This window comes from Cutibacterium sp. LaCa_286 (assembly GCF_057198075.1).
On record NZ_CP191091.1, the window covers coordinates 80,129 to 91,884 of the forward strand.

Sequence of the window (11,756 nt, forward strand, 5' to 3'; positions counted from 1 at the left end):
GCCGTCTCCTCTCCAGCGGCCCCCTGCCCGGCGATGTTGCACCCTCGCCTATCGTCAGCCGTGCCTCGTCTGAGCTGCGCCGACGTGCCTCCCCGGCCGCGGTGGGAAGCGCAACAGCCCTCCCGGTGCGAAACGAGAAGCTCGTGCAGGTCGGCCAGGGTTGGCAGCACCGTGCCGTCCACCTCCCAGCCGCCCGCAACGACGCGTACCGTGAGTGGGGTGGTGCCCTCGTCAGTACTGCTCGTACCAGCACTGGCCAGATCGGTGCCCGTGGTGGCGAGGGATTCCTCCACCACTCGATACCCAGCCCGTGCCAAGGTGTGACGGGCCAGGTCGGCGTCCGTGCCTGCTCCGGCGACCACTGCCCTCGGGCGCCCCTCGTCGGACTGCCAGAAGGTGAGGGTGCGCAGGTCGAAGGTGATTCCCTCGGTGCGGAAGGCCTCCTCCAGGCAACCGTCCCGGGCCAGATCCTCCGGGGCCCCGATTGTCACGTCGGTGTCACGCCCAGCCACCCACAGGATGTCGGCGTAACGCATCACCGCCTCGATGTCATGGCTGCACACCACCACCGCGATGGTGCGCGTTGTGCACACCTCGCGCAACATACCGAGCAGGGCAATTCTGCCCGGCGGGTCGAGGAAGGAGGTCGGTTCGTCGAGCAACAGGATGGACGGCTCCTGGGCCAGGGCGCGGGCCACCATGACCCGTTGACGCTGACCGTCGGACAGCTCCCCGATGAAGGCTTCGGCCAGATCGGCGGCGCCCACCGCCCTCAGCGACTCGTCGATGACCGCATGGTCATGAGGCCGCAGCCGCCCACCGATGCCCGAATGTGGATGACGCCCCAGTGAGACGACGTCGCGGCAGGTGAGCCGGGCCACCGACACCCGGTCGGTGAGGACGGTCGAGAGGGCCCGGGCGACCTGACGGCGCGACATCCGTGACGTCGGGGTGCCGTTGACCTGCACTTCGCCGCCGAGGCTTGGCTGAAGCCCGGCCACCGAGCGCAGCAGGGTGGATTTTCCGGCACCATTGGGCCCCACGAGCCCAATCATCTGCCCGGCACCCACCGACCCCGTCACCCCCGACAGCACCGTGGTGACGTGGCGGCCCGAACGGTACCCGACCGTCAGGTTCGACAGTGTGAGACCGGTCATGTCGCCTCCGCCTCTCGGTACCAGCGCACCAGGATGATCATGACGACCGGCGCCCCGAACACCGCGTTGACGGCGTTGACGGGCAGCACGTCGTCGCCGGGCAGCTGTGCCAAGATGTCGGCCATCAATGCCAGGGATCCGCCGGTGAGGATGCATCCGGGCAGCAGATGACGATGATCGGCCGTTCCCAGCACCCCACGCGTCAGATGTGGGATTGCGATGCCCAGGAAACTGATCGGCCCGCAGAACGCGGTGGCGGCGCCGGCGAGGATCGCGGTACTGGCCACCAGCAGGGTGCGCACCACCTTGAGGTTCATCCCCATCGTCTGGGCGTAACGTTCCCCCAGCAGCAGTGCGTTGAGCGGTTTGGCGAGCAGCAGGCTGGCGAGGATCATGACCACCATGATCGGCACCATGACCCGCAGGTTCTGCCACGTCACGCCGTGGTAGCTGCCGAACTGCCAGCGGGTGTACTGGGCGATGAGCTCCGGACTGGCTCGTGACAACAGCACGGTGACCCCCGACGACACAAAGTATCCGATCATGACGCCGAGCAGCAGCAGGATCGTCGAGGAGTGGATGAATCGTCCTGCCAGCATGACGATGAGCAGGACGACGGCTGCCCCCAGTGCCGCGGCGACCATGACCAACAGGTCCGGCCCGATTCCCAGCCCGGAGGCGAAGCTGGCCGCCCCCGCCGATGCCGAGGTGGACAGCACCACCAGGGCGACGCCCAGACTGGCACCCGAGGAGATACCCAGCACGTATGGGTCGGCCAGTGGGTTGCGGAACAGGGTCTGCATCTCCAGCCCGGACACTCCCAGCGCCGCCCCGACGAGCAGGGCGGTGATGGTACGAGGCTCGCGGACGTCGCGGATGATCGTCATCGAGACTGGGTCGACGTCGGTGCCACCGGTGAGGATCGTCATGACGTCACCCAGCGGGATGTTCACCGATCCCAGCGCCAGGCCGGCCAAGGTGACGGCGACGAAGATCGTTGCGAGGATCGTGAAACGCACCGGCAGTGGCAGCCCGCGTCGTCCCTGCGTCTGGCGGCTCCGCACATCTCGGTGATCCCGCACGTCCCGGCCCCGCCCATCCTGACCTCGTACGTCCCGGCCCGGTGCCTCTCGGTTCTGTGGCGTCTTCTGGTGGCTGTTCACCAGGTGCCCCTGATCCGTTCGCCGTGTGCCTCGTGACGTCCGTGTCTCCCGCGACGTCCCGGCATCAGATCCTGAGTCGCAGTCACTTCGCGGTGGCCTTGCGGTAGAAGTAGAACTGGTGATCGGCATCCAGCTCAGGGTGCAGGATCGCCGTCAGATCCGCCAGGACGAGGTCGGGGCGCACGACCCCGGTCTGCCAGTAGTCGTTGCCGTGCTTCGGGTCGGCTCGCAGGGTGGCGTCCCAGACGTTGCCGTTGTCGAGGGCCTTGAGCGACTTCAGACGTGGGTCGGCCTTGAGGATCTGCGGGATGGACGACTTCTCCGGCCCGTCGATCCAGAAGTCGGCGTCGTGGGCCTTCTTGATGATGGCCTCGGTGTCCATCTTCCTGGATGCCACCCCGTGGAGGTCCTTGAACACGTACTCACCACCTGCGTCGCGCAGGAACTGGATGGCGTAGTTCTCGTTGGGCTTGATGTACCAGACGCCCTTGTACTGCGATCCGTGGAGCACGGTCGGTCGTGTCGTCACCGTGGCGGCGCGTTTCGCGGTCGCATGGTACTTCTCGGCGATCTCGTCGTACTTCTGGTTCGCCGTCCTCTCGGCATTGACGAACAGCGAGTCGTACTTGATCCACTCGGCACGCCCCAGCGGGGTGCTCTCGAGGAAGTTCGGCTCGGCGACGACCGGGATGCCCATCTCCTTGATCTTGTCGATCTTGCTGGTGTTGTCGCTACCACTGACGAGGTTGAAGATGAACAGGTCCGGGCGTAGCGCCGCCAGCTTCTCTGTGTTGATCTCGGTGGCGTTGTCACCTGCCGCGAAACTGGCGACCTTGTGGTCCTTGAGGGCCTGACGGGTGTCCGCATTCCCCACCCTGTCGACGTTGACCATGCCAGCCACGGAGTCCAGCTTTCCCAACATCTGGAACTTCATTGGCAGGGTCGTCGAACCCAGCGCCACCTTGGTGGTGGGGATGGTGATCTTCTGCGCCTTGGCGAGGTCACCGTTCAGCTTCGGCTGCGGGGCGCCACACTGCACCAGGACGTACTGCACGGGTTTCTTCGCGGTGTTCGACGGGTGCTTGAGCGTCACGACCTTGTACGACTTGTGGTACGACACGGTGATGTCGCGGGCGTCGCGGAAAGTGGCCTTGTCGGCGAAGTAGTCCTTCGAGGGGTCGAAGTTCTTGATGCAGCCCTGCTGGGAGGACGTGCTGGACGGCGCGTTCGCCGAGGAATCCGACTTCTCGGAGTGTGAGCACCCGGTGAGGGTGGCGACGCACATGGTGGTGGCGGCCAGGCCCGCCACCAGACGATTGATGGACATGGTTGCTCCCAAGTGGAGGTGAGGGGATGGTGGTGCGGCGAACATCGCCGCTGAGAGGGTCAGCTGAGCTTGGTGTAGTAGTACGGCGTGTACCCCTTCATGAGGTCAGGGTGGAAGATGTACGTGAGGTCGGCCAGCACGACGTCGGGTTGGACGATCCCGGACTGCCAGAAGTCGTTCCCGGTGTCTGGGGCAGTGCGCTTGCTGGGGTTCCAGACGTTGCCGTGCTGGAAGGCCGACAGGTTCGCGTAGCGCGGGTTCTGCTTGAGGGCGTCGTCCTTGCCGTGCCACGTCGTCATGGACATGTAGTTGCCGTTGAGCCAGAAGTCGGCCTTGGAGCCATACTTGAAGACGACCTCGGCGTCGGTTGGGGTGGCTCCGTTGCCCTTGACGGCCTGGGACATGGCGTCGGTGGCTCCGGCGTCGGTCATGAACTTGATCATGTAGGAGTCGGTTCCCGGGACGTACCACTGCCCCTTGGTCTCCTGGCCGACGAGCACGCTGGGCTTGTCGGTGGCGTTCCTGGCCTTTTTCGCCACCTCGGTGTAGCGCTTGGTGATGCCGTCGAAGTTCTTCGTGGCGGCGCCTTCCTTGTTGAGGAGGATGCCGTAGGTCTTCATCCACTCGGCTCGGGCCAGCGGGGTGGACTCGAGGTAGTCGAGGTCCTGCAGCACCGGGATGCCGGCGGACTGCACCTGCTTGAACTCCTTCACCTCTGAGCTGGCGGCCAGCACGGCGTCGGGTTTGAGGGAGATGAGCTTCTCCGTGTCGATCTGCATCCGACTCGACCCGTAGCTGGGCGTGTTGCGGGCCTCGAGGGCGTCTCGTGCCGGTCCGCGATAGATCTGCTCGAGCTGGTTGACGCCGACGACTGCGTCCAAGGATCCCAGGGTGTGGAGGACCGGGATCTGGGTGGTGGAGGAGGCGGCGACTCGTTTGACCGGGACGTCGATGATCGGGGCCTTGGCGAGCTCACCGGTGAGCGTTGGTCTGGGGGCACCGCACTGCAGTAACACGAAGGTCTGCGACGGTTTGTCCTGCTTGCCGAGGGTGAGGACCTTGTAGGACTTGTGATAGCTGACGTGGACGTTCCTGGCCCCGGTGAAGGTGACCTTGTCACCGAAGTAGTCCTTGTCCTTGTCGAACTCCCCGGACTTGATGCACCCGGACATGTTGGCACCGGTGCCAGCTGATGGGGTGGTCGTCGAGGAGCTCGGGGAGGTGGAGCCGTCCTTCGTGCCCGAGCAGCCCGTCAGGGCCAGGGAAGGTACGACGAGAAGGGTGAGAAGGACCGAGACACGTCTCGGCAGTGGAGTACCCATGAAGTCTCCTGCAGTCGTGTCGCAGGACCCGCTGGGGCACACCCGGTGTGCTCGGCAGACTCCTACGGCGAGAGTCGGTGAATGCCACTTCGCAGGGAGGCGACCGGACTGAGCTGGAGGGCATCACCGTTGCGCGACAGTGTCGGACTTGCACCGACTTCGCTCGCTGCGGAGTACCTCGGGCCGAGTCCGACCCGGGACACGCACAAAATAGCATGTCTGGTGTCAATCCCTGTGCTGGGGCTGCAATGTGCCAATCCGAGTCCACGGCCGGTCGTCGCTCACATGTGTGCGCAGCTCGCTGACGTCTTCTGGTGCGCAGGCCAGTACGACGCAGGTTGACGGTCCGCCGGACTTCGTGAGATCGAGATCGGTCCTGCCGGGATCGAACCGCAGTCCTGCGGTGACGGCGATCTGATCGGCCTCCCAGGCAATTCCGTGCGATCCCACCGGTACACAGTCGTGCACCAGGCCCGAGCCCAGCAGCGCACGCACCTCGTCCAGGGTGACGATCTCGCGCCGACCAGGGCGTACCTCGTCATCCGGCGCCGAGATCGGGGAGCCGACGCATACGAGCACGTCGGCTTCCTGCGCCTGTGCCGCTGCCGCCGAAGCCTCGCCGGGAACCGGCGTGCCAGGGGCTCTGTCCGGTCGTACCCCGATGACCGTCACCCCAATTCCGGTCTGGGTGGTGATGACGTTGTCCTCCGTCGATCCGGTGACGGCCTGGGGATCGATCCCCGCGGCAACCGCGCACCGCTGGAACTCCTCGATCAGCGGTTGGGCCGAGGTGGCGTCCTGACACAGGGTGTTGACGAGGATCATCGGTCGGGCTCTCACGCACAGCACCTCCAGCAGTGGTACTCGCGCTGCCAGATGGGCACACCACGTCGGATCTGCCGGGTAGGGGTCCCCGGGCCGTGAGCCTATGCCCCCGACGGCGTCACAGGCGATGACCAGACGCCCAGCCGGTACGTCGGCGAGCAGCAGGTCGCGCAGCCGAGACACCTGGAGGTCGGCATGGCGGCTCCCGGCGTCGGTTCGGGAGACGACGGTGGTGGCGTGGCGCTGAATCTCGCCCGGTTCGTGCGGCACGGCTGGTGGTTCATGAGGTACGGCTGGGCTGGGACTGCTCACCGTGCCATTCAATCGCGTGTGTGACGGTTGGGCGAACACTGTTCGCCTCGGTGTGTCAGTTGCTGTGGATGGAGCAGAATTGCCCTGGGGTCACTCGTCGGGGCCACTCTTCGCCGGATGTGTCACATTCGGTCTGGTTGCTCCGGCACACGTGGCACCCGAGTGGTGCAACAGGAGGTTGGTGTGAAGGCACGACTGGTGGTGGCAGCAGCGCTGGTGGCGGGAGTCATCGTTGCGGAACGTCTCGCGACGGCCAGACATCACCGACACGCTCAGGTACGGCGGATCGCCCTGGAGGGGATCGATGGGTTGGCAGGGCGCCAGCGTCCTCGCTGACGTGTGCGGCCCACATGTGAGTCGGCATGGATGCTGACTCCCGGGCACGTCCATGCCCTGCCTGTCACGGTGTCTTGGTCTTGCCTGTCCACGGTGTCGGGACTGGTCGGGGCCGATGTTGCGTCTGACCTCTCGTCCACATCGTGATGCTAGGATTTTCGCCTGCATTCCCTTGCGCCCTGCATTCCTGAGATTTCTGAGTCCGTGTGACGTCTCCCGCACACCCGGGGTGTGCATCCCTGCCATGTCATCTGCGAACATGGTGTGAGACGACCGATGGTGTGAGCGACCGGGAGGAAGCATGGGAAACCACAAGAGAGTCGGCATTCTCACCGCCGGGGGAGACTGCCCCGGCCTCAACGCAGCAATCCGTGGCTTCGGCAAGGCGGCCATCCGCGAGTACGGCATGGAACTCGTCGGCTTCCATGACGGATTCCTGGGCCTGGCGCAGAACCGCTACGTCGACCTCACCCAACGCGACCTCTCCGGCATCCTCACCGTGGGCGGGACGATCTTGGGAACCAGCCGTGACAAGGTCAATCGCATGATCGTCAATGGCGAGGAGACGGACATGGTGCCGACCATCGTCGACAACTACGACAAGCTCGGCCTGGACGCCTTGGTGACACTTGGCGGGGGTGGAACCTCCAAGAACGCCTACAAACTGCACAAGGCCGGTCTCAACGTCATCCACCTGCCCAAGACCATCGACAACGACATCGTCGGCACCGACGACTCGTTCGGCTTCTCCACCGCCCTGGAGGTGGCCACCGACGCCATTGACCGGCTGCACTCCACCGCCCACTCCCACCACCGGATCATCCTGGCCGAGGTCATGGGGCACCGGGCCGGTTGGCTGGCCCTGGGCTCGGGCATCGCCGGTGGGGCAGACATCATCCTGCTGCCCGAGGTGCCCTACAAGCTCGAGTCGATTGCCGAGGCCGTGGAGAGGAGGCGCAGCCAGGGACTCAACTTCTCGGTCATCGCCGTGGCCGAGGGGGCACGCGACGTCTCAGACGCCATGGCCCTGCGGGGTGCTCGTGCCCTCGTGGACAACTCCAGTGCCAAGACCAAACCGGCGGCCAAACGCGCCAAGCGCGATCTGGAGGCCTCCATGCGCGACAACACCATCAAGCTCGCCTCCGAGCTGGAGGAAGCCACCGGTCTGGAGTCTCGGGTGTCGATCCTGGGCTACGTCCAGCGCGGTGGCACGCCGTGCTCCCACGACCGACTGCTTGCCACCCGGCTGGGCACAATGGGTGCCCGCATGGTGCAGGAGGGGAGCTTCGGCATCATGGTGGCCGCCAAGGGTTCCGGCACCGACACCGTCGCCCTCAAGGAGGTGGCCGGCAAGGTGAAGTACGTGCCGGCGGACCACCCGTGGGTGGAGGCCGCTCGTGAAGTGGGTACCAGCCTCGGCGACTGAGCTGCGAGGTGCCGGAGCCCGTCGGCTGGTGGGCGTTCCGTGCTCCCGGGCAGCACAGGGGCTTCGGACGACCAGGGCGCCCCGGCGATCAACCAGTGCGCCCGGCCGTCACAGGCCGGTTCGGCATGGATGATCGGGGCCCCGACCCGGACGCACTGGGTGCATCAAGGACGGCCCCCGCGTCGCAGAGAGCCTGCAGCATTGGGAGCTCCGCGGCGGTGGGAGTCGATCTCGAGACAGGTGGCTCAGTCAGAACGTCGGGTGGTGGCTCAGCCCTGCTGCCCGTGACCGCCCTGCTGTACCGTGATCGGGTGATCCGGGTGCTTGTCGAGCCACGAGGCGACGAACGGGCAGGTCGGTCGCACTGTGGCACCCTGACGTGCCAGATCATCCAAGGCGTACTTGACGACCTGGCTTGCCACGCCGCGCCCGGTGAAGCCGTCCTCGGTCTCGGTGTGATCCATGACGACGACGTCGTCCTGCTGCGTGTAGTGCGTAAACCCTGCCAGTTCGCCGTCGATGTGGGCTTCGTAACGGGACTGTTCTGCGTTTCTGGTTACGGTGACATCGCTCATGGTGGCGGTAACCAGTTCTCGTGGCGGGTTGTTCCGCCCCGCATGTCTCTCACGGCGATCGGTGGCGTCCGTCGTCGCCCAGGGATTCGCAGGTCTGGCAGCGAGGCGTTGGTGGATCGGGCGGCTCAGCAGTCGTGGCTCATGGCCGTACCTCGATGAATCCACGTGCGCCGCGCTCCATCTCGACGAAGGAGTGGTTGACGAAGGTGTAGCGGCCCGGCTCGGTGAACACCGTCTCGACGAATCCGCCCTGACAACTTGCCAGGTCGAGGGCCTGGGACCCGCCAGAACCAGGATCGTCGCGGCGCAGCAGGTACGCTCCCTCCTTGAACACGGTGTCGAACTGTGCCCCGACGATGTGGAAACTCATCCCCCGGCTGGGTCCGGCGGCCAGCACCCAGAACCGCACCCGTTCACCTACCCGGGCCTGCAGCGGGGCGAAGAGGTACTGGTTGGCATGGCCGTTGAACATCGTGAGGTCGACCTTCTCGTCGGCGATCCTTCCGGTGTCGACCGGCTGGTTGTTCTGCTCGGCCAGGTAGGTCTCGGACTGTACGAGCACGTACTGCCGGTCGACGGTGGGCAGATCTGCCGGGGCCACAATGAGCGCTCCGAACATGCCGGCGGCGATGTGGGCACTCATCGGCATCGTCGAGCAGTGGTACAGCCAGATTCCCGCGTGATCGATGGTGAACTCGACGTCCAGGCTCCGACCGGGGGAGATGGTGCGCATCGTCGTGTCGGGGGAGGATCGGGAGGCATGGAAGTCGATGGAATGACCCATGGAGCCGTCGTTGACCAGATGCACCTGCATGCGGTCACCGATTCGAGCCCGCAGCACCGGCCCCATGAAATGGCCGTTGTAGGTCATCGCGGCCAGGGTCGTGGCTGGTGCCACCTCGAGTTCCCTCTCGCGGACGGTGAGGTCGACGCGATGGGTCCGACTGGCCTCCAGCGGGGGAAGTCGGGCGTCGCGGGTGCGGAAATCCCGGCCCGGGGGCTGGGTGAGATCCACTGCGCGCCTGGGTGAGGTGGCCCGGGAATTCGGTGTTCCCTGGGGCGACGACGTGGCTCCGACGAGGTCGATCTGCAGCGTCATGCCCATGGATCGGTGACCGACGAGGGTGCACCAGCCCTCTTGGGACTGCTCGAGCACCCCGGCGTCCAGGGTCGTGGTCTGTCCGGGGTCCAGACGTCCCGAGTACGGGCCGGAGGCCAGCTGCAGATCGTGGACCTGGGCAGGGTCGGTGTTGGTGAGCTTGACGACCAGACGGTCCCCGGCTGGTAGCTCGACGTGATCGGGATGGAAGCGCATGTCGTGGGCCGTCATCTCGATCGTCGTCGTGTGCCCGGTCGGTGCGACGTGGATGGCGGAGCTGGCTCGGTGCTCGTCCCACCCGTGGGCGGCAGCGCTGGCCCCCAGCACGGCCGACAGTCCGACGACCGACTCCACGAAGGAACGACGCCCCGGTGGTGCGGTGGAGCTCGGATCGGGGTGGGTTGCAGGCTTGCGCGTGGCGTTCGCGACGACGCCATCGGTTCTGGTGCCGCCCCCGGCGTCCTTGTCGTGCCCCGACGCTTCGGCGTCCGACCTCCGAATTGTGGAGGCCCCATTGTCCGGGTGTGGGGTTGCGCGAGCCCTGGCGGCTGCCATTCCGCGCTCCTTGAGCAACGGGATGGCGGTGCGCACCATGGCGATCATCGCGGGCAGGAACCCGGCCAGACCGATCCCGGCGGTGACGATCCCCACGAGTTGCACGGCTCGTCCGCGCGCCAGTACCCAGATGAGCAGACCAGTGTTGGTGAGCACGGCCCGGGTGGCCCCGAATGCGTGCATCCTGGCATTGGTGGCCCGCACGACGGATGGCCCGCCACCCATGACCATGGGCATGAGGTAGCTCATGGCGCCGAGCAGCAACTGCAGTAGGAACCCCATGATGACGGTGGGGGTGAGGACGCTGAGCTGCTCGTACATCAGGGTGTCGCGATGGGCGACGATGGTGGCCAGCAGCCAGACGAGCCAGCCCCCGAACCACACGATGGCGGCTCCGATCGCATATCCCGGGTAGTCACGTGGCGGACGACGTGCTGCACATCCCACCAGGTCGACGGCGACGACGAGCAGGGCGACGAACTCCAGGAGCACCCCCGCCCCGGCCAGCCACCACAGCCCGGCGAGTGCCCCACCGGTGAGGACGCCGACCGCCGTCAGCACCAGCCACAGGGCTCGACGTCCCCTGCGGTCCTGCCCCGGCAGCATGGGGGTGCGCAGCACGGTGGGCCACAACGTCATCAAGGTGCCGAGCACCGTCACCGAGACGAATCCCAGGATGTTGAACCCCTGGTGGGCCAGCAGCAGTCGGCTGCGCCACGGCTCGCGCGGGGAGAACGCCATGATCGCTCCCAGGCTCGCCCCGAACGGCAACAGACAGGCTGCGGCGGCGTAGAACCGCACCGTCGAGTCGAATCGTCCCGGCAACGCATGATGCACCTGACGAACCAGCCCGATGCCGAACCAGGCCACGGCGAGCCCCACGATCGTCGCACCGGCCATGACGGCCCACGGCCAGTCCCCGATCATGCCGACGCATGCCGTACCGATGCCGACCTGCAGCGTCCAGATCCGCCACACCTGCACGCGCCGGGCCTCGTCACCGAGCTTGGTGTGCAGGATCGCCTCGGTGAAGTACTGGCCCCACACCAGGATCGACGTCGTCGCCACACCCAGGGTGACCATGTGCACCAGCAGCCAGCGTTGCTGGTGGATCACCGGCCCGGCGAGTGCGACGACGAGCAGCGCGACCAGCCAGAAGGACACCGGTCGGGACGCCCGGCGGTGCCAACTGCGGCGGCCACCCCCACGGCCCGTGGACCCGCCGTGACGGCTTCTCCCACGGTCTGCCGGTTCACCGTGGACGCCGTCATCGCGGCCCGGGGTCTGCGACAGGGATGATTCGTTCTCGAGCTGCACGGCACCGCCCTCACGTCGACGTCATTCGGGGTGACCCCGCAGAAACAATATGACGATGGGCCAAGCCTCGTCCCGTCGCTGCCGTGTGTCATGTTGACCTTCCGGGACGGTGCCCTTCTCGTCCTGCCACCGTGGCCCTGCTCTGTGCCGTGCCTTCGGGGCATGTGCGTTTCGCGAACTGCGCCCCGATGTGCCTACGATGGGGCCTACGACAGGGGAGCACATCGGTGCTGAGAGTGGGCATGGCGCCCAGACCCTCGAACCTGAACCGGCCAGTACCGGCGTAGGGAGTCGGGACTCTTGCGTGCGCGCACGCCCCTTCCGCGACATGGAAGGACCATT

The 11,756-nt window shown here is 66.3% G+C and carries 8 protein-coding genes, 1 pseudogene and 2 riboswitches; of the genes and pseudogenes, 2 read left to right on the top strand and 7 right to left on the bottom strand.

What is annotated here, in order from left to right; genetic code table 11:
• Window positions 1-119: 119 nt before the first annotated feature.
• From ACP8JZ_RS00305 to ACP8JZ_RS00325, 5 genes and pseudogenes are all read right to left on the bottom strand, one after another.
• Window positions 120-1,157: pseudogene (locus ACP8JZ_RS00305) on the bottom strand (ABC transporter ATP-binding protein); the annotation flags it as partial.
• Window positions 1,154-2,323: a FecCD family ABC transporter permease gene (locus ACP8JZ_RS00310; protein ID WP_306517453.1), complete on the bottom strand. Its 1,170-nt coding sequence runs from the start codon at window positions 2,321-2,323 to the stop codon at window positions 1,154-1,156. The gene ACP8JZ_RS00310 and the pseudogene ACP8JZ_RS00305, both read right to left, overlap by 4 nt.
• Window positions 2,324-2,402: 79 nt before the next feature.
• On the bottom strand, window positions 2,403-3,647 hold the full coding sequence (locus tag ACP8JZ_RS00315; protein WP_306517437.1) for an ABC transporter substrate-binding protein: 1,245 nt from the start codon (window positions 3,645-3,647) through the stop codon (window positions 2,403-2,405).
• Window positions 3,648-3,706: 59 nt separating this feature from the next.
• Window positions 3,707-4,819 carry an ABC transporter substrate-binding protein gene (locus ACP8JZ_RS00320; protein ID WP_306517454.1) on the bottom strand — a complete coding sequence of 371 codons (1,113 nt, stop codon included), beginning with the start codon at window positions 4,817-4,819 and terminating at the stop codon, window positions 3,707-3,709.
• 227 nt (window positions 4,820-5,046) lie between these two features.
• A riboswitch (cobalamin riboswitch) is annotated at window positions 5,047-5,182 on the bottom strand.
• 12 nt (window positions 5,183-5,194) lie between these two features.
• Complete coding sequence (locus tag ACP8JZ_RS00325) at window positions 5,195-6,043, bottom strand: transcriptional regulator (RefSeq protein WP_484482766.1); 849 nt, start codon at window positions 6,041-6,043, stop codon at window positions 5,195-5,197.
• A 246-nt stretch (window positions 6,044-6,289) separates the two neighbouring features.
• On the opposite strand from ACP8JZ_RS00325, the gene ACP8JZ_RS00330 reads away from it, so the two are divergent.
• Entirely contained in the window at window positions 6,290-6,442 is a 153-nt protein-coding gene (locus ACP8JZ_RS00330; protein WP_323456719.1) for a hypothetical protein, read from the top strand.
• A 301-nt stretch (window positions 6,443-6,743) separates the two neighbouring features.
• Window positions 6,744-7,868, top strand: coding sequence for a 6-phosphofructokinase (locus ACP8JZ_RS00335; protein ID WP_306517439.1), 1,125 nt, complete (start codon window positions 6,744-6,746; stop codon window positions 7,866-7,868).
• 269 nt (window positions 7,869-8,137) lie between these two features.
• On the opposite strand, the gene ACP8JZ_RS00340 is transcribed toward ACP8JZ_RS00335, so the two are convergent.
• Together ACP8JZ_RS00340 and ACP8JZ_RS00345 are read right to left on the bottom strand one after the other, a co-directional pair.
• Window positions 8,138-8,443 carry a GNAT family N-acetyltransferase gene (locus tag ACP8JZ_RS00340; RefSeq protein WP_323458651.1) on the bottom strand — a complete coding sequence of 102 codons (306 nt, stop codon included), beginning with the start codon at window positions 8,441-8,443 and terminating at the stop codon, window positions 8,138-8,140.
• 139 nt (window positions 8,444-8,582) lie between these two features.
• Window positions 8,583-11,180: a multicopper oxidase domain-containing protein gene (locus ACP8JZ_RS00345; protein ID WP_484482767.1), complete on the bottom strand. Its 2,598-nt coding sequence runs from the start codon at window positions 11,178-11,180 to the stop codon at window positions 8,583-8,585.
• A 437-nt stretch (window positions 11,181-11,617) separates the two neighbouring features.
• A riboswitch (TPP riboswitch) is annotated at window positions 11,618-11,721 on the top strand.
• Window positions 11,722-11,756: the final 35 nt, after the last annotated feature.

Excerpts from the sequence above, each read along its gene's own strand:
- ACP8JZ_RS00320 (WP_306517454.1), bottom strand. The coding sequence starts at position 4,819 with ATGTCCGGGTGCATCAAGTCCGGGGAGTTCGACAAGGACAAGGACTAC.
- ACP8JZ_RS00345 (WP_484482767.1), bottom strand. The coding sequence starts at position 11,180 with ATGGTCACCCTGGGTGTGGCGACGACGTCGATCCTGGTGTGGGGCCAG.
- ACP8JZ_RS00340 (WP_323458651.1), bottom strand. The coding sequence starts at position 8,443 with ATGAGCGATGTCACCGTAACCAGAAACGCAGAACAGTCCCGTTACGAA.
- ACP8JZ_RS00315 (WP_306517437.1), bottom strand. The coding sequence starts at position 3,647 with ATGTCCATCAATCGTCTGGTGGCGGGCCTGGCCGCCACCACCATGTGC.
- ACP8JZ_RS00335 (WP_306517439.1), top strand. The coding sequence starts at position 6,744 with ATGGGAAACCACAAGAGAGTCGGCATTCTCACCGCCGGGGGAGACTGC.